Origin of the sequence: Caloramator sp. Dgby_cultured_2, assembly GCF_028872215.1 — a bacterium.
Lineage (GTDB): Bacteria > Bacillota > Clostridia > Clostridiales > Caloramatoraceae > Caloramator > Caloramator australicus.
This window is the reverse complement of the sequence record NZ_CP118396.1, coordinates 1,472,246-1,488,973: the sequence shown is the minus strand read 5'-3', so window position 1 is coordinate 1,488,973 and position 16,728 is coordinate 1,472,246. Positions and strand designations below refer to the sequence as shown.

17 protein-coding genes and 7 pseudogenes are annotated in these 16,728 nt (G+C 34.9%); 18 read left to right on the top strand and 6 right to left on the bottom strand.

Going from position 1 to position 16,728, the window contains the following annotated elements; translation table 11 throughout:
• Window positions 1-66: 66 nt before the first annotated feature.
• From PWK10_RS10195 to PWK10_RS10135, 14 genes and pseudogenes are all read left to right on the top strand, one after another.
• Window positions 67-538 (top strand): annotated as a pseudogene (locus tag PWK10_RS10195) (DUF523 domain-containing protein).
• 70 nt (window positions 539-608) lie between these two features.
• Window positions 609-1,863 (top strand): annotated as a pseudogene (locus PWK10_RS10190) (amino acid permease).
• 252 nt (window positions 1,864-2,115) lie between these two features.
• A complete protein-coding gene (locus PWK10_RS10185; RefSeq protein WP_274765970.1) occupies window positions 2,116-2,832 on the top strand; it encodes an S-methyl-5'-thioinosine phosphorylase in 717 nt (238 codons plus the stop codon).
• Window positions 2,833-3,137: 305 nt separating this feature from the next.
• The gene (locus PWK10_RS10180; RefSeq protein WP_274765969.1) at window positions 3,138-3,551 is read left to right on the top strand and encodes a GNAT family N-acetyltransferase; all 414 of its coding nucleotides are present in this window, start codon (window positions 3,138-3,140) and stop codon (window positions 3,549-3,551) included.
• A gap of 54 nt (window positions 3,552-3,605) precedes the next feature.
• Window positions 3,606-3,842: a metallophosphoesterase gene (locus PWK10_RS10175; protein ID WP_274765968.1), complete on the top strand. Its 237-nt coding sequence runs from the start codon at window positions 3,606-3,608 to the stop codon at window positions 3,840-3,842.
• An 8-nt stretch (window positions 3,843-3,850) separates the two neighbouring features.
• Window positions 3,851-4,105 (top strand): metallophosphoesterase family protein, encoded by a 255-nt coding sequence (locus tag PWK10_RS10170; RefSeq protein WP_274765967.1) that lies wholly within the window; start codon window positions 3,851-3,853, stop codon window positions 4,103-4,105.
• A gap of 18 nt (window positions 4,106-4,123) precedes the next feature.
• Window positions 4,124-5,149 (top strand): alpha-hydroxy-acid oxidizing protein, encoded by a 1,026-nt coding sequence (locus PWK10_RS10165; RefSeq protein WP_274765965.1) that lies wholly within the window; start codon window positions 4,124-4,126, stop codon window positions 5,147-5,149.
• 145 nt (window positions 5,150-5,294) lie between these two features.
• Window positions 5,295-5,717 (top strand): YbjN domain-containing protein, encoded by a 423-nt coding sequence (locus PWK10_RS10160; protein ID WP_274765964.1) that lies wholly within the window; start codon window positions 5,295-5,297, stop codon window positions 5,715-5,717.
• 146 nt (window positions 5,718-5,863) lie between these two features.
• The gene (locus PWK10_RS10155; RefSeq protein ID WP_274765963.1) at window positions 5,864-6,016 is read left to right on the top strand and encodes a hypothetical protein; all 153 of its coding nucleotides are present in this window, start codon (window positions 5,864-5,866) and stop codon (window positions 6,014-6,016) included.
• An 8-nt stretch (window positions 6,017-6,024) separates the two neighbouring features.
• Window positions 6,025-6,756, top strand: a complete 732-nt coding sequence (locus PWK10_RS10150) for an N-acetylmuramoyl-L-alanine amidase family protein (RefSeq protein ID WP_274765962.1) — start codon at window positions 6,025-6,027, stop codon at window positions 6,754-6,756.
• Window positions 6,757-6,800: 44 nt separating this feature from the next.
• Window positions 6,801-7,073, top strand: coding sequence for a triple tyrosine motif-containing protein (locus tag PWK10_RS10145; protein WP_274765961.1), 273 nt, complete (start codon window positions 6,801-6,803; stop codon window positions 7,071-7,073).
• Between the two features lie 43 nt (window positions 7,074-7,116).
• Window positions 7,117-7,323: pseudogene (locus PWK10_RS19855) on the top strand (triple tyrosine motif-containing protein); the annotation flags it as partial.
• A gap of 78 nt (window positions 7,324-7,401) precedes the next feature.
• Complete coding sequence (locus PWK10_RS10140) at window positions 7,402-7,695, top strand: peptidoglycan-binding domain-containing protein (protein ID WP_274765960.1); 294 nt, start codon at window positions 7,402-7,404, stop codon at window positions 7,693-7,695.
• A 26-nt stretch (window positions 7,696-7,721) separates the two neighbouring features.
• Complete coding sequence (locus tag PWK10_RS10135) at window positions 7,722-7,916, top strand: peptidoglycan-binding domain-containing protein (protein ID WP_274765959.1); 195 nt, start codon at window positions 7,722-7,724, stop codon at window positions 7,914-7,916.
• A gap of 37 nt (window positions 7,917-7,953) precedes the next feature.
• Here the strand turns inward: PWK10_RS10135 and PWK10_RS10130 are convergent, their stop codons facing one another.
• The 3 genes from PWK10_RS10130 to PWK10_RS10120 are packed head-to-tail and all read right to left on the bottom strand — an operon-like array spanning window position 7,954 to window position 8,773.
• Window positions 7,954-8,148 (bottom strand): DUF378 domain-containing protein, encoded by a 195-nt coding sequence (locus tag PWK10_RS10130; RefSeq protein WP_008907923.1) that lies wholly within the window; start codon window positions 8,146-8,148, stop codon window positions 7,954-7,956.
• A 38-nt stretch (window positions 8,149-8,186) separates the two neighbouring features.
• A complete protein-coding gene (locus PWK10_RS10125; protein ID WP_274765958.1) occupies window positions 8,187-8,396 on the bottom strand; it encodes a hypothetical protein in 210 nt (69 codons plus the stop codon).
• On the bottom strand, window positions 8,363-8,773 hold the full coding sequence (locus PWK10_RS10120; protein ID WP_274765957.1) for a DUF2284 domain-containing protein: 411 nt from the start codon (window positions 8,771-8,773) through the stop codon (window positions 8,363-8,365). The genes PWK10_RS10125 and PWK10_RS10120 overlap by 34 nt, the downstream gene beginning before the upstream one ends.
• A gap of 129 nt (window positions 8,774-8,902) precedes the next feature.
• Here PWK10_RS10120 and PWK10_RS10115 point away from each other — a divergent pair.
• Window positions 8,903-9,064 (top strand): annotated as a pseudogene (locus tag PWK10_RS10115) (CDIF630_02480 family spore surface protein); the annotation flags it as partial.
• A gap of 26 nt (window positions 9,065-9,090) precedes the next feature.
• On the opposite strand, the pseudogene nifJ reads toward PWK10_RS10115, so the two are convergent.
• Window positions 9,091-12,611 (bottom strand): annotated as a pseudogene (gene nifJ / locus PWK10_RS10110) (pyruvate:ferredoxin (flavodoxin) oxidoreductase).
• 160 nt (window positions 12,612-12,771) lie between these two features.
• Complete coding sequence (locus tag PWK10_RS10105; RefSeq protein WP_008907927.1) at window positions 12,772-12,969, bottom strand: hypothetical protein; 198 nt, start codon at window positions 12,967-12,969, stop codon at window positions 12,772-12,774.
• Between the two features lie 93 nt (window positions 12,970-13,062).
• Here PWK10_RS10105 and PWK10_RS10100 point away from each other — a divergent pair, with 93 nt between their 5' ends.
• The 3 genes and pseudogenes from PWK10_RS10100 to lysA all read left to right on the top strand — a co-directional run bounded on the left by PWK10_RS10100 (window position 13,063) and on the right by lysA (window position 15,466).
• Window positions 13,063-13,686 carry an asparaginase gene (locus PWK10_RS10100; RefSeq protein ID WP_274765956.1) on the top strand — a complete coding sequence of 208 codons (624 nt, stop codon included), beginning with the start codon at window positions 13,063-13,065 and terminating at the stop codon, window positions 13,684-13,686.
• Window positions 13,643-14,074, top strand: coding sequence for an asparaginase (locus PWK10_RS10095; protein WP_274765955.1), 432 nt, complete (start codon window positions 13,643-13,645; stop codon window positions 14,072-14,074). The genes PWK10_RS10100 and PWK10_RS10095 overlap by 44 nt, the downstream gene beginning before the upstream one ends.
• 103 nt (window positions 14,075-14,177) lie before the next feature.
• Window positions 14,178-15,466, top strand: a pseudogene (gene lysA, locus PWK10_RS10090) (diaminopimelate decarboxylase).
• Between the two features lie 57 nt (window positions 15,467-15,523).
• Here lysA and PWK10_RS10085 read toward each other — a convergent pair.
• A pseudogene (locus PWK10_RS10085) lies at window positions 15,524-16,715 on the bottom strand (aspartate kinase).
• Window positions 16,716-16,728: the final 13 nt, after the last annotated feature.

Genomic DNA, 16,728 nt, shown 5'->3' with positions numbered 1-16,728 from the left:
AATAGTTTACTAAATTCAGATTTTACTATATAATTTATACTTGTGCGACTTTTGAGGGTGATATAAATGATTTTGGTAAGTGCTTGTCTTTGTGGAGTAAATTGTAAGTATGATGGTGGAAATAACTTCAATGAATTTTTGTATCAAAAGTTAGAAGAAGGCAAATTAATCCCTATATGTCCAGAACAGCTTGGGGGATGACTACTCCAAGGCTTCCTTCTGAAATCATAGGAAGTGCAAAGGATGTATTGGAAGGTAAAGGACAAGTTGTTAATATCAAGGGTGAGGATGTAACTAAATTTTTATTAAGGGAGCCTATGAAACTTTAAATATAGCAAAGGCTTTAAACTGCAAGGCAGCTATTTTAAAATCTAAAAGCCCATCCTGTGGAAAAGGCTATGTTTATGATGGAACCTTTTCTAATAAATTGAAGGAGGGTAATGGGATAACAGTAGAGCTTCTTTTGAAAAATGGGGTTGAAGTAGTAGATGAAAAAGACGTTGCTGCAATAGAAAAACTACTGGAAAGGATGATATAATGGAGGCTAGAAAACTAGAAACCTACGAAGAAAAGGAAACCCTAAAAAGGAGCTTGGTCTTTTAGAGGCAATAGCAATAGTAATTGGTGTCGTTATAGGATCAGGTATATTTTTTAAGCCAGCAATAGTTGCTAAAAATGCTGGTGCACCAGGCCTTGGAATATTAGCTTGGGTTGTTGGAGGAATTATTACAATAGCTGCAGGACTTACGTTGCAGAAATTGCAGCAGCAATTCCAAAAACAGGAGGGCTATATGCTTACCTTAAAGAATTATATGGAGACCTTGCAGCATTCCTATTAGGATGGGTTCAAATTGCTGTGTATTTTCCAGGTTCAGTTGCTGCCCTTGCGATAATCTTTTCTATTCAGGCAACGACATTTATTCCAATGACAGAAATGCAACAAAAACTCTTAGCGATTTTTGTTTTATTTTTCCTATCTGTAGCAAATATTATTTCAACTAAATTCGGTGGAAAAATTCAAACTGTAGCAACAATAGGAAAGCTCATTCCTATATTTGTTATAGCTATTTTTGGGCTTATAAAGGGGACAGCCCATGGTTTTACTCCTATTGTAGCTCAAGAGAGCACAGCAGGAGGATTTGGACTTGCAGTTTTAGGAACTTTATGGGCATATGATGGATGGATAAATGTTGGTAATATAGCAGGAGAGCTTAAAAATCCAGCAAAGGATCTTCCAAAGGCTATAATAATCGGGCTTGGACTTGTGTTAGTTGCATACCTTTCAGTTAATCTTGCAGTATTAAATGTATTACCATTTAACCAAGTTATAGCATCAAAGAAGGCAGCATCAGATGCAGCAGTTGTTATGTTTGGAAACTTTGGTGCATCCTTTATATCCCTTGGAATTTTAGTTTCAATATTTGGGGCTTTAAACGGCTACATCTTAACTGCTTCAAGAGTTCCATATGCAATGGCAGAGGAAGGGTTACTCCCATTTAAAGGATTTTTTCAAAATTAAGCCCAAAATCAGGAACACCAATAAATTCAATAATCTACATTTTTGTAGTAGGAACTATATATATAATGACAGGATCCTTCGATACACTAACTGATCTTGTTGTATTTGTTCTGTGGATATTCTTTACTATGGCTGTTGCTGGTGTATTTGTTTTAAGAAATAAATTTAAGCACCTAAAGAGGCCATATACAGTTCCACTTTATCCAATAGTTCCGTTTATAGGAATTGCAGGTGGACTCTTTATACTAATTAGCACAATAACAACAAGCACAAATAGAGCACTATTAGGTCTTGGAGTAACGCTTATTGGTATTCCGATTTATATGTATTTAAAGAGAAAGTAATACTAAGGCAGGGTAAAACCTGCCTTTTTATTTAGATTTGAATAAAAAACTTAAATAATATAATTGACAACTGATAATGGTAAATTTATATTGTTCTTAGAAAATAAATAACGATACTTAAACGAATTTAGGGAGGGAATTTGTGGGGATTTGAAAGAAAAGTATTTCTAGAACTGCACAAGAGATTAGAATTATAGTAATGGAACATATAATATGTATTTTAAAAAGTATGGGTTGGTAGGAGGAGAACCTATGAAAAAAGCTATAATAGGTGGGACAGGTGTCTATGATTTATACTCAAATTGCTATTCAAAAACTATAAATACGAAATATGGAGAAGTAGTGGTAGATGTTGTAAATATTAATGGAGAAGAAATTGTCTTTTTAGCAAGACATGGTAAGGGCCATACGGTTCCTCCACATCTTATAAATTACCGCGCAAATTTAAAGGCACTTGAAATGCTTGGTATTAAATATATTTATGCTACTGCAGCAGTAGGATCCTGCAATGAAAATTATCAACCTGGTGATGTAGTTATTTTGACTGACTTTATTGATTTTACTAAAAGTAGACCTTTAACATTTTATGAAGGTGGGAAAGATGGGGTAGTACATACGAGTATGGACAATCCTTATTGTCCAAATCTTATCAAAAAGTTTTATGAAGCTTCAAGGGAAGTTGGCTTAAAGGTTAAGGGAGAAGCTGTATATGTATGCACAGAGGGTCCAAGATTTGAAACAAAGGCAGAAATAAAAATGTATAAAAAACTAGGTGGAGATGTAGTAGGAATGACAAATGTCCCAGAAGTGGTATTAGCAAAGGAATTGGGAATGTGTTATTCAGCAATAGGTATTATAACTAATTGGTGCACAGGAATAAATGCAACAGATATAGTATTGCATGATATTCAAGGTAGTATGAACAAAAATAAAGAAAAGATTATGGAAACATTTTTAAAGGTTTTTTAGAAAAAAATTAGACCAAGATAACTGCAAATGTAAAGATAGCAGAATAAAGTTATAACACTGTTAAGATAAAGTAGAGTGTTGACTACAAATAAGTTGTTAGGACATAAAACCAAAAACAAATTATTAAAGAGGATAGTGATTTTTCTATCCTCTTTTTTATTACCTGGCACGAAAGCTTAAGTTCTGCTATAATCTTCTTGAGGTGATAATATGTTAAAAGGCAGCAAGACCTTTATAAGAGCTATAGAGATGGAGGATGCAAGGATACTTTCTGCTTGGCTTAACGATAGGGAGACTAATGCTTTTTGGATATAGTATATCCCTTATCAAAACGCTATTGTGATAACTTTACTTTAGAGGGCGAGGAATATAACAAAAGGATATTTATAATTGATAACGAAGATAGAAAACCTATTGGTTTGGTTGTTATAGATAAGATTAAATGGGAATACAGAAACTGCGAGATTGGGATTGTAATATATGATAAAAATTACAGAGGTAGGGGTTATGGCAAAGATGCATTAGGGACGGTTCTCAAATTTATATATGAAGATATGAATATGCACCTTGTTTATTTAAACGTTGTTGAGGAAAATGAAGCAGCAGTTAATTTATATAAAAAATTTGGGTTTAAGGTTGAAGGAATCTTAAGGGATAGGTATTATAAAAATGGAAGGTATTATAATATAATTGTTATGAGCAAGGTAAAGGGAGAGTGATAGAATGAAAATTGGGGTTATAAGCGATCTTCATGGATATCCAAAAAATTTGATATGGCATTAGAAATTTTAAAGGATTGTGAAGTTATTCTTTGTGCTGGCGATATTTTATATCATGGGCCAAGGAATCCTATCCTTGAAGGTTATAATCCAATAGAGCTTGCAGATAAAATAAACAACTCTGAAATTCCCGTAATTATAGCCAAGGGAAACTGCGATGCTGAAGTCGATGGAATGGTTCTTAATGTTCCAGTTTTTCTCCTGTTGTATTTTACGAGAAGGATGGTTTAAGGATAATTGTGCTTCACGGGCATGATTTTGATGAGGCAAAATTAAAATCAATAGCAAAATTTTATAAGGCAAATTTAGTAATAACAGGCCATACTCATGTAAGAAAATATGAAAAAATAGATGGTGTTACATATATAAATCCAGGGAGCATAGGAGTTCCAAAGGGAGATGGTAAACCAAGCTGTGTAAAAATTGAAGATGGTAAAATAAAGTTTATCAATTTAGAAAATGGAAATATTCTAGAAGAATACAGTTTAAATTAACTTATAAGGGGGATCAATATGGATTATAAAGAACTTTTAAAAAATGCAAGGGAAAACTTAAATGGAAGCTGCAGAGTATGTAGAGAATGCAACGGGATTGCCTGTGCAGGAGAAGTTCCAGGTATGGGTGGAAGTTTAACGGGTTCTGCATTTATAGAAAATTATGAAAGCCTTAAAAAGGTAAAGTTAAACATGAGGCTTATACACGATGCAAAGGATCCTGATACATCCGTTGAACTATTTGGTAAAAAGCTAAGAATTCCTGTTCTTGCAGCACCGGTTTCAGGAACAACCCTTAATATGGGAGGAAAGTTTACCGAAAGGGAATATATTTCCTGGGTAATAGGCGGATGCCTTGATGCAGGAATATACCCAATGGTTGGTGACACTGCAGTTGATGCCTTTTTGCCTACAAATCTTGAGGAGCTTAAAAAAGCTGGCGGTGAAGGAATTGCAATCATAAAGCCTTGGGAGAATAAAAATGTAATGCAAAAGATTAAAATGGCAGAAGAAGCAGGTGTTTTTGCCGTTGGAGTTGATATAGATGCAGCAGGGCTTATAACCCTTGCCCTTCATGGAAAGCCAGTTGGACCAAAGACATTAGAGGAGATAAAGGAGCTTGTAAATAGCACAAAACTGCCTTTTATATTAAAGGGAATTATGACGGTTGAAGATGCACAACTTGCGGTTGAAGCTGGTGCAGCAGCAATAGTTGTTTCAAATCACGGTGGAAGAGTTTTGGATCATACTCCAGGTGTTGCAGAGGTTCTTCCTAAGATAGCGAAGGAAGTTAAGGGAAAGATCACGATACTTGCTGATGGCGGAGTAAGAACAGGAGTGGATGTTCTTAAGATGCTTGCCCTTGGTGCCGATGCAGTTCTTATCGGAAGACCATTTGTTACCGCATCCTTTGGAGGAGGAAGGGAAGGAGTTAAACTATATATAGATAAATTAGCAAATGAATTAAAATCAGCAATGATTTTAACAGGATGCAAAGATATAAAAAGTATAGATTCAAAAATTATATATAAAATGGAGGAATAACTTAGCAGGATTTATTAAATTTCTGTAGAATATTATATAAAGCTAATAAAAATATATTCGAATATAATTAGTTAGTTTGCCCTTTGCCAGTTCTAACTAGGTTATATTCGGCAAAGGGCATATTATTTTTAAGGGAGGTTTTAAAATGCTAACTAAAAATGCTCAAGAATTTAGAAACTTTTTGCGTTCACAAAATATTGAACTTGAATTTTTCGAAGGGGATAACGGTGAAACAATAGTAGAAACCGTTCAAAGTCTTAATTCAGGATTAAAACTTAGGATGGTAATTATTTTTGGCGAAGATGATGGTATAGTAAGCATATATGGACTTGATTTTGTTTCAGCGATAAATCCAGCAAGAAAAAATTATATATATGAATTATTAAATGAGCTTAATAAAAAATATACTTACTATAAATACATTCTTGATAAGGATACGATACGAATCGAAACCCACGCAGTTTTTAGCGATAATTTCAATCCCCATGTAGTTATGACACAATTAATCGGTATGATGAGATTAGTAGAATCGGATTATCCTGAACTTATGAGGGTAATTTGGGCGTAAAGAGTAAAGCTTAGGGCAGCTTAAAATGCTGCCTTTTTTATTGATGTCTGCCTATTTATAGTGTATAATTTAACTAAACTAAAAAATTAGTCTAAATGAATTGAGAAATGCTGAAAACTGAATCTTGGGGGATTCTGTTGAAAATTTTGAAAAAAATTGTTGCTGGGCTTATATTTCTTAGCTTTAATATAAATACAGTCTTTGCTGGTGTATTATCTGGAAAAAGGATAGTTATTGACCCTGGGCATGGAGGAAGCGACCCGGGGCTGTATCTGGACAAGTTAGAGAAAAGGACATAAACAATTCTGTGGCAAGAAAACTTGCAGACCTTTTAAAGGCTGAGGGTGCAGAGGTAATTTTTACAAGGGAACCTGAAAAGGATATTTATATTACATTAGCAGATAGAGTTAACATATCAAACAGCATAAATCCAGATTTATTTATAAGTATCCACAATAACGCCAGCACATCATCTGCTGCCAATGGAGTAGAAACATATTATAGTTTAGTAAGACCTAATATATTAAACAGTAAATATGCAGATTACGGTGGAAACAAATATCCAGTTTTAAGGGAATCGAGTGAAAATAATATTAATTATGTCTATATGCTAATGGGTGACAAAGAAGTAAAAGTTGAAAAGACTAAGGTTAAGATAGTATATAAATACGCTGAATATGAAGGTAATAAATATGAATGTTTAATGGAATCAAGGGAAAACGATATTGATTATGTATACATATTAGTTGATGGTAAAGAAGTAAAAGTTGAGAAAAATAAGGTTAAAATCGTATATAGTCCAAATCCATGGCAGGCGCTGGAGAGCAAAAGTATAGCCGAGATAATTGTTAATAACTTAGCTTCACTAGGGTTTAAATACAGAGGTGCAAAGGATAGTAATCTTTACGTTACAAGAAATACTACATCACCCTCTGTCCTTTTGGAACTTGGATTTATTACAAATCCAGATGATAGGCAAAAGCTAATTGATCCGATTTACCAAGAGAGCATAGCACAAAAATATTACAGTCCCTTTTAAGTTATTATGAAGTATATGAAAATAATAAAATTAAAGCCTTTGGAATGCCTGAAAAAGATTTAGTTTTATCGAGGGATAAAATACTTCTAGGGGATTCGATAGAATTTACATTTAAGGGAATAGAAGATACACTTTTGAAAAAGGTAGAAATAAAATATTCAGATGAAGTGGTAGCAAGTTCGGAAGCTCAATTTACGTTTACTCCAAATAAGGATGGAGAATATGAAGCAATGCTTTACCTAAAGTCGCCTGATTCAGTAAATGAATATGATGAGGTAATATCAAAAAGTTTAACGTATATAAATATCCAACAATAAAAAATATTATTTTATCTCCTGATAATCCTACTTCAAAAATAATATAACTATAAGCATAGAAAAGGAAAATGGAAGCTTAGTAGGATGTGATTATACCTTTGAAATATATAAGGGAGAAAGAATAATACTTTCTGGAACATCAGATAAGAACGTAATAAATTTTATTCCAAACGAGGATGGAGAATATAAAGTAATTATAAAATTAAAGGACAAGCTTAGTAAAAATGAATATGATGACATAAAGGAAGCTAGCTTTATAGTAAGGCCAGAAGAAGTTGCATCAAGAGGGACAAATACTCAAAACCAGACAACTCAGGTTAATAATGGAATGTTTAAAATAAATAGAGTTCTTAAAAGGGGAATGATAGGAGAGGATGTAAGGGAGCTACAGAGGGCTCTAATTAAATTAGGATATTTAAAGATAAGCACACCTACCATAACTTTTGGGCCGTCAACTGAAACTGCTGTAAAGGCCTTTCAAAGGGCAAATAGGCTTAATGCTGATGGCATTGTAGGAAAAACAACTGCAGATAGAATAAACCTAAATTTAGCAAGACTTGTTAATAATACTCAAGTTTCTAGGGGAGCACAAATCAGAATGCAACAAATAACCAACTATTAAAGATAACTAGAGTATTAAAGAAGGGAATGATAGGAGAGGATGTAAGGGAGCTACAGAGGGCCCTAATAAGATTAGGATATTTAAAGATAAGCTCACCTACAACAACCTTTGGACCAACAACTGAAGCTGCTGTAAAGGCCTTTCAAAGGGCAAATAGGCTTAATGCTGATGGCATTGTAGGAAAAACAACTGTTGACAAGATAAACAGCCTTTTAAAATAACGGCTGTAATAAAAGTAAATGCGGGCAATGCCCGCATTTACTTTTTAACTAGTTCTTTGTAGATTACAATAAGTCCAGAAAGTCCAACTAGAGCGTAGATTATTCTTGAAAGTAGAGCTTCTGCACCGCCAAAGAGTGCTGCAACGAGGTCGAACTTAAAGAAGCCAACAAGTCCCCAGTTTAATGCGCCAATCAAAACAAGAGCAAAGGCAATAGGATAAAGCTTTTTCATAATTACCCTCTAAGGATTATTTTCAGTATATTATATTTTTATAATTTATTATTTATGCTTAAATTTTTAAATTCTTCTAAAATTTTTTCTGTTAAGTTGTCGGAGATGATACACATAATTTTTATAAGCTTACATGGAGGCTTTTCATTTGCCCATTCTAATTTTTCATGGAATAAATTTTCTATTGTTTCCGAAAGCATAATCCCTGTTCCAGTTATTGAAATAGTTCTTTTGTCGCTTTTTTGCATCCTTCATGAATTGTGCAAACATCGCATTCTGTGCAATGCTCAGGGGACAAAAATTCAATTCCATATTTTTCTTTAAACATCAAGCCAATCGATTTTAATAACTTATTCAAAGTTTTATCTGCTTCTTTAAACTCATCCTTTGTATAGTCAGTTGTGTTTATTTTTCCTATAACTAAAATAAAATTTTTATCCTTTAAAAGCTGATTAGCTGTTGGAGAAAAGGGAGGACAGCCACCATTTACGCCAAAGTTTGGACAACCTTCCTTGCAGTAGTTTCTAACCCTTTCTATATCTATTACCAAATCTTCATATTTATATTCTCCAAATTTTATTTCAACAGCAGCATTATCGATTTTTATAGTTTTAACAAGGTTCATGATAGCCCTCCTTTTAAAGATCATTGTTTATATTTTTACAAATAGTATAACAAAAGATTAACCTATATGTCAGCTAATGAAATAAATAAATTAAAATCAGGATATACTAAAAAAGAAGGAGGGTGTGATATGTGGAAGGATAAATTAAAGGCGCTTTTCACAAGGCAGCCTGTTGAAAAACACGATACAGCTGCTTGGGCCAATATAAAGGAAACCAAAGCAGAATCTAATGTTCCTATTCCCGATATAATCGATGTTGAAAATGCAAAGGAATATGTAGAGGAAAATAAAAATAACCCCCAAAATGGGGGCTATTTTTATTGCATTTCAGCAAGTTTTTTTAAGGTTTCAAATTTTTCTTTAGCATGCTTTTCTGCGATGGCAAAGAGCTCTTCTGCCCTTTCAGGGAAGGTGTTCATAAGGGATGTATATCTTATTTCACTCATCAAGAAGTCTCTAAATGAACCCTTTGGTTCCTTAGAATCAAGGACAAATGGATTCTTGCCCTGCTCTTTAAGTTCAGGATTGAATCTATATAGATGCCAATATCCTGTTTCTACTGCCTTCTTTGATTGATTTATTGTAGTTCCCATGCCTGTCTTGATACCATGGTTGATACATGGTGAGTAGGCGATTATTAAAGATGGTCCTTTGTAGTTTTCTGCTTCAGTTATAGCCTTTAATGCTTGATTCATGTTGGCACCAAGGGCAATCTGTGCAACGTAAACGTATCCGTAGCTCATGGCAATCATTCCAAGGTCCTTCTTCCTGATGTTCTTACCTGCAGCTGCAAACTTAGCAACAGCAGCTGTTGGAGTAGATTTTGAGGATTGACCTCCTGTATTTGAATAAACCTCTGTATCAAGAACCAATATATTAACATCTACGCCCTGTGCAATAACGTGATCAAGACCGCCAAAACCTATATCGTAAGCCCATCCGTCACCACCTATTATCCAAATAGATGGTTTTACAAGATAGTCTTTTCTTTCATATATTTGCTCTAAAGTTTCGTTACCCTTGAAGGATCCTTCATTAAAGGCTTGAAGAACCATATTTGCAGCTATCTTTGATGCTTCACCGCTGTCCTTTGCTTTTAACCATTCCTCAAAGGCCTTCTTAAATGGTTCCCCTATATTTTCCTTAAGGGCAGTTTGCATAAGCTCTGCAATCTTATCCCTTATTTGTGCATAGGCAATTGCAATACCAAAGCCGTATTCAGCGTTGTCTTCAAATAGTGAGTTTGCCCAAGCCGGTCCTTTGCCATAGGCGTTCTTAGTGTATGGAGTTGATGGTGCACTACCTCCATATATAGAAGAACATCCTGTTGCATTTGCTATTATCATTCTATCTCCAAATAACTGAGTTATAAGTTTAATATAAGGTGTTTCACCGCATCCTGGACATGCCCCATGGAATTCGAATAAAGGCTGAGCAAACTGACTACCCTTAAGAGTAAATTTATCCATTAAATTATCTTTAACTTTAATTGTAGTTGCGAATTCCCAGTTTGCAGCTTCCTTTGCCATCTGTTCTTCAGCTGGCTTCATAATTAGGGCTTTGCCTGGTGCTGGACATATATCAGCGCAGTTTCCACAGCCGGTGCAGTCGTATGGGCTAATTTGAATTCTATACTGTAAATGTTCAAAGCCTTTACCCATAGCCTGCTTAGTCTTGAAGGCCTCTGGTGCCCTCTTAACTTCCTCTTCATCAAGTAATATTGGTCTTATTACTGCATGTGGACATACAAGTGAGCATTGGTTACATTGAATACATTTATCAATTTGCCATTCTGGTATTAAAACTGCAATTCCTCTCTTTTCATAAGCAGTTGAACCATTTGGATAAGTTCCATCCTCCATACCAACAAAGGTTGAAACTGGAAGGTTATCACCTTCAAGTTTTGCCATAGGCCTTAAAATCTTTCTAATAAATTCAGGTTCATTTGTATCTTTAATTTCTTCATCTTTAGCATCAGCCCATGATGCAGGAACGTCAACTTTAACTATGCTTTCAATGCCCATATCAACTGCCTTTTTATTCATTTCAACAATATTTGCACCCTTTTTGCCATAGGTCTTTTCAATGGATTCCTTTAAGTATCTTACGGCGTCTTCTACTGGTATAACGTTAGAAAGTTTAAAGAACACAGATTGCATAATCATGTTTATTCTTCCACCAAGGCCTATTTCTTGGGCTATTTTGATGGCATCTATTATATAGAAGTTTATATTGTTTTGTGCAATATATTTTTTCATCTTAGCAGGAAGTTTTTCTTCAAGCTCATTAACATCCCATGGGCAGTTTAGAACGAAGGTTCCGCCCTTCTTTAAGCCTTTTAAAAGGTCATAATTGTATATGAAGGCTTTGTTGTGGCATGCGATGTAGTCTGCAGTATTAACAAGGTATGGAGCCTTTATTGGTTCCTTGCCAAATCTTAAGTGAGATACAGTTGTTCCTCCTGACTTTTTACTGTCGTAGGAGAAGTATCCTTGAACATAAAGATTAGTATGATCTCCTATAATCTTTATAGCCTGCTTGTTGGCACCAACAGTTCCGTCTGAGCCAAGTCCAAAGAATTTACAGCTTATAGTTCCCTTTGGAGTGGTTTCTATATCTTCTCCAACAGGGAGGGAAGTGTGTGTAACGTCATCAACAATACCTATTGTAAAGTTGTTTTTGGATTTTGGCTCATAAGGTTTTCAAATACAGCGATGATTTGTGCAGGAGTTGTATCCTTTGAACCAAGTCCATATCTTCCACCGATTATTAAAGGTTTATTTGTATAATCATAGAACATCTTAACAACATCAAGATATAAAGGTTCTCCAGCTGATCCTGGCTCTTTGGTTCTATCAAGAACAGCAATTCTCTTTACTGTTTTTGGTAAAACTTCAAAGAAGTATTTAGAAGAGAAGGGTCTATAAAGATGAACCTTAACAAGGCCAACCTTTTGTCCCTTTGCCATTAGGTAGTCCACAACTTCCTCTGCAGTATCGCAAACAGACCCCATCGCAACGATTATATATTCAGCATTAGGATCGCCGTAGTAGTTAAATGGCTTGTAATTTCTTCCTGTAAGTTTGTTTATCTCCTGCATGTAATGATTTACGATGTCTGGAACTGCTTCATAGAACTTATTTGCAACTTCCCTTCCTTGGAAGTATATATCTGGATTTTGGGCAGTTCCCCTTGTTACAGGATGCTCAGGGCTTAGAGCTCTTTTCCTAAATTGATTAAGGGCATTGTAGTCGATGAGCTTTGAAAGTTCATCATATTCTAAGAGTTCAACCCTTTTAACTTCATGGGATGTTCTAAATCCATCGAAGAAGTGTAGGAAAGGAACCCTTGATTTAATCGCAGAAAGGTGTGCAACTGCACCCAGCTCTATAACCTCCTGTGGATTTGCTGATGCTAAAAGGGCAAATCCAGTTTGCCTTGTTGCCATAACGTCCTGATGATCACCAAAAATAGATAGAGCATGGGCAGCAACTGCTCTTGCGCTTACGTGGAAAACACCAGGTAAGAGCTCTCCAGCGATTTTATACATGTTTGGAATCATAAGTAAAAGTCCCTGGGATGCCGTATATGTAGTTGTTAGGGCACCACCTTGTAGTGAACCGTGAACAGCACCTGCAGCACCTGCTTCTGATTGCATTTCAACAACCTTTACGGTTTGACCAAATATATTTTTCTTTCCGTTTGCAGACCATTCATCAACAAGCTCTGCCATTGTTGAGGATGGGGTTATAGGGTAAATGGCTGCAACTTCGGTAAAGGCATAGGATATGTATGCGGCGGCGGTATTACCGTCCATCGTTTGTGTTCTCCTAGGCATAATTCTACCTCCTTTTATTAATATCTAAAAAATAGTTTTAGCATAATTTAACTTATTATGCGAAAAAATAATCTTTTACATATTATATCAAAAGAAAATAATTATTTAAAGATAAATATTAATATTTTCTTAAAATTTAATAAAAAATCCCCAAAGGGGATTAAAATCTTTTATAGATTTCTTCATCAAAGGGCCTTTTTCCAAGGTTGCTTAGTGAAAAACCAATAGGACCAAGGCTAGTTAAATTGTTTATCTCCTTTGGGATTATTGTTCTTGAGACTTTGTCATATATGGAATTTATATATTTATCCTCGGGCAAAATGGAAATAGGATTTAAAAGGTCGGGGTTTTTATCCATAAAAATCACCTCAGTATAATTGTGGCTAATTAAATTAAATATATTCATTAAAAATGGTATAATTATATTAGAATTTATTTTGGGGGTTTTATTATGTCTGTTGAGCTTACTTTTGTATGGCGAGGAGAGCTAATCGAGAGCATCCATAGAGGAGATGTGGTTGTCGTAAATTCAAAGGGGAAAATTTTAGCCTATGCTGGGGATCCATTTAAGGTTACTTACATAAGGTCTTCAGCAAAACCTATTCAAGCTATCAACGTATTTCTAAGCGGTGCCTATGAGAAATTTAATTTTTCGGATGATGAAATCTCAATTATGTGTGCCTCCCACTTTGGGGAAGATTTTCACATAAAAACGGTTAAAAATATTTTAAACAAGATAGGTGCAAGTGAAAAGGATCTTCTATGTGGTGGAGGTTACTCAATAAATAGGGAATATGCCTTAAAGCAGGCAAGGGAAAATATAACTATAACTCCCCTTCATTCTGACTGTTCGGGAAAACATGCAGGGATAATTGCAAGCTGCATAGCAAAGGGATATGGAATTAAAGATTATAACAAGCCCAATCATCCTGTTCAAAGGGATATTTTAGAAATTATTTCCAAGATGTGCGAAATAGACGAGGATAAGATAATCCTTGGGATTGACGGGTTGCACTGTTCCTGTATTTGGAATGCCAATATACAATCTTGCTTTAGCCTTTGCAAAGCTTTCTAATCCTAAGGATCTGGAGGATGACATTAAATTTGCATCTGAGAATATCTTTAGAGCTATGAATACTTTCCCAGAGATGGTTGCAGGGACAGGGGGATTTTGCACAGAACTTATGAAAAATACTAAGGGAAAACTTATCGGAAAACTTGGCGCTGAAGCTGTTTATGCCGTTGGTGTCAAGGATTTAGATATTGGAATTGCCGTAAAGATAGAAGATGGAAACTTTAGTAGAGCCCTTTATCCTGTCGTCGTTGAGGTTTTAGAAAGGCTAAAGGTTCTTGATGAGGATGAAAAAGAAAAGTTAAAAAAGTTTAAAATTATCGACAATAAAAACAGTGTTGGAGATATTGTAGGTGTAATAAAACCTGTATTTACATTGAAATATTTGTAATACTAGGCTATCTAAAAGGATAGCCTAATTTTTTTAAAAAGTCTTTATTAATTTCAATTTTAGTGTATAATTATACCTAAATTACATTACAAAGGAGGATAATATGTTTGGCTACAATTCATTAGGAATAAATGAAAATGGGGTATTAACTATATCGGGGGTAGATGCTGTCTTACTTGCAAAAATATACGGAACTCCCCTTTATGTTATAGATGAAGCCGAAATAATAAGAAGATGCAATGAAATAAGAGAAAGCCACATAGAAAAATATGGTGGAAGGGCTGTGTATGCCAGCAAGGCCTTTTTAAACAAAGAGATGTGTAGAATAATAGAAAGACAAGGTCTAGGGCTTGATGTTGTGTCCGGGGGTGAACTTTATACAGCAAGGGCAGCAAACTTCCCTATGGAAAGGATTATATTTCACGGAAACAATAAATCCCTTAAGGAGTTAGAAATGGCTGTTGACTTAGGAGTTGGCAGGATAGTTATTGACAGTTTTTATGAAATAGATAATTTAAACGATATTTTAAAGTATAAGAACAAAAAATAGATGTTCAAATAAGGATAAACCCAGGTATAGATGGTCATACCCATGAATTTATAAAAACGGGGAATGTGGACTCAAAATTTGGCTTTCCTTTATTCGATGATTCAGCTTTTTGGCAGTAAAATCTGTTTTAGAAAGCTCCTTATTAAATCTAAAAGGCCTTCACCTTCATTTAGGATCGCAACTTCATCAAAAGGATGTATATGTAAGAGCAGTTACTGTTTTAGCTGAATTCATTAAAAGAATAAAGGATGAATTAGACTATGAGATAGAGGAAATAAACTTAGGTGGAGGCTTTGGAATATTCTATACGGAGGACGACTCGAGAAAATTTATAAATTATTTTACAGATGCAATAAATATTTCAGTTATAAAGGAATTTAATAGATTAGGATTAAAAAGGCCTATTGTTTATATAGAACCAGGAAGATGGATTATCGGTGAAGCAGGGTTTACTATATATACTGTAGGAGCAATTAAAGAGATTAAAGATGTAAGAAAATATATAAGTGTTGATGGAGGAATGGCAGATAATCCAAGGCCCCCCTATATGGTGCAAAATACTTAGCTCTTTTGGCAAATAAAATAACTGAGGTTGAGGAAGAGGTTGTAACAATAGCAGGCAAATGCTGCGAATCTGGAGATATTTTAATAAGAGATATTAGTCTTCCTAAGGTAGAAAGCGGAGATATATTGGTAGTTTTGAGCACAGGGGCTTATAACTATTCAATGGCTAGCAATTACAATAGACTTCCAAGACCGGCCGTTGTTTTAGTCAACAACGGTAATCATAGATTAATCGTAAAAGGGAAACATATGAGGATTTAATACGAAACGATATATAATGGAAATTTATAGAAATGTCAAAAAGTCAAAAAGTCAAGTGCCAGGCACTTGACTTTTTATAAATTAAATTCTTTAGCAACTAAACCTACTGCCTTCATTTTGTCCTGCTGTTTTATTGCACAGGTTATTCTTATTTCTGATGTTGTAATCATTTTAACTTCTATATCATTTTGCTTGAATAGCTTAAAAATCCTTGATGCAACTCCGGATGTTGTTTTCATCCCAAGCCCTACAACTGAAAATTTTGTTATGTCCTCATCGATTATAATTTCATCCTTTTTATAATAAGGTTTAATGACATCTAAGCAATCCCTTAAATCATCCTTTGGAATGGTAAAGGAAAGATTTACCTTATTGTGTATTGGAGCTGTTTGGCTTATCATATCCACATTTATCTTTTGCTGGCAACAGCCTCGAATATGTCTGATAAAAGATTTGTATCGTATTCGATGTTTTGAAGAGTAATAGCAACATCACTGTCGGATACTGCAATGCCAGTTATGGGCTTTTGTTCCACTATTTCAACCTCCCTTATATAAGTTCCCTTTATATCGCTACAGCTTAAAGCAACATAAATAGGAATATTAAACTTTTGAGCAAGCTCTACAGATCTTGAATGCATAACCTGAGCCCCAAGGCTAGATAGCTCAAGCATTTCTTCATAACTTATTTCATCTATCTTTTTAGCTTCCCTATAAATCCTTGGATCGACGCTGTAAATGCCGTCAACATCGGTGAATATTTGACATTCTCCCTTTAACTTTGCAGCGATTGCAATTGCTGTTGTATCGGAGCCACCTCTACCTAAGGTTGTGATATCACCATCCTCAGTAATTCCCTGAAAACCAGCAACAACCACTATTTTGCCTTCCTTTAATCTATCTAAAATAGCCCTTTCATTTATATCCTCAATTAGAGATTTTCCATATGTTCCATCGGTTAAAAGTTCTATCTGAAAGGCGTTCATTGAAATTGCGTCATATCCTAAGGATTTTATAGCCATTGCAAGTAGGGCGCTAGAAACCATTTCACCAGTTGCCAATATGGCGTCGAGTTCTCTTTTATCTGGATGTTCAGTTATCTTTTTGCAAGGTCTATAAGTTCATCGGTGGTATCTCCCATTGCTGAAATTACAACAACAACATCATTTCCCTCCTGTTTCTTTTTTATAACCCACTTTGCAACATTTTTAATTTTTTCAGGAGTAGCAACGGAACTTCCACCGTATTTTTGCACGACAATAGCCATCCTTTCACCCCCA

Excerpts from the sequence above, each read along its gene's own strand:
- PWK10_RS10120 (WP_274765957.1), bottom strand. The coding sequence starts at position 8,773 with ATGAACCTTGTTAAAACTATAAAAATCGATAATGCTGCTGTTGAAATA.
- PWK10_RS10125 (WP_274765958.1), bottom strand. The coding sequence starts at position 8,396 with ATGCAAAAAAGCGACAAAAGAACTATTTCAATAACTGGAACAGGGATT.
- PWK10_RS10185 (WP_274765970.1), top strand. The coding sequence starts at position 2,116 with ATGAAAAAAGCTATAATAGGTGGGACAGGTGTCTATGATTTATACTCA.
- PWK10_RS10130 (WP_008907923.1), bottom strand. The coding sequence starts at position 8,148 with ATGAAAAAGCTTTATCCTATTGCCTTTGCTCTTGTTTTGATTGGCGCA.
- PWK10_RS10160 (WP_274765964.1), top strand. The coding sequence starts at position 5,295 with ATGCTAACTAAAAATGCTCAAGAATTTAGAAACTTTTTGCGTTCACAA.
- PWK10_RS10095 (WP_274765955.1), top strand. The coding sequence starts at position 13,643 with ATGCCAATATACAATCTTGCTTTAGCCTTTGCAAAGCTTTCTAATCCT.
- PWK10_RS10165 (WP_274765965.1), top strand. The coding sequence starts at position 4,124 with ATGGATTATAAAGAACTTTTAAAAAATGCAAGGGAAAACTTAAATGGA.
- PWK10_RS10140 (WP_274765960.1), top strand. The coding sequence starts at position 7,402 with ATGTTTAAAATAAATAGAGTTCTTAAAAGGGGAATGATAGGAGAGGAT.
- PWK10_RS10135 (WP_274765959.1), top strand. The coding sequence starts at position 7,722 with ATGATAGGAGAGGATGTAAGGGAGCTACAGAGGGCCCTAATAAGATTA.
- PWK10_RS10105 (WP_008907927.1), bottom strand. The coding sequence starts at position 12,969 with ATGGATAAAAACCCCGACCTTTTAAATCCTATTTCCATTTTGCCCGAG.
- PWK10_RS10145 (WP_274765961.1), top strand. The coding sequence starts at position 6,801 with ATGCCTGAAAAAGATTTAGTTTTATCGAGGGATAAAATACTTCTAGGG.
- PWK10_RS10175 (WP_274765968.1), top strand. The coding sequence starts at position 3,606 with ATGGCATTAGAAATTTTAAAGGATTGTGAAGTTATTCTTTGTGCTGGC.
- PWK10_RS10100 (WP_274765956.1), top strand. The coding sequence starts at position 13,063 with ATGTCTGTTGAGCTTACTTTTGTATGGCGAGGAGAGCTAATCGAGAGC.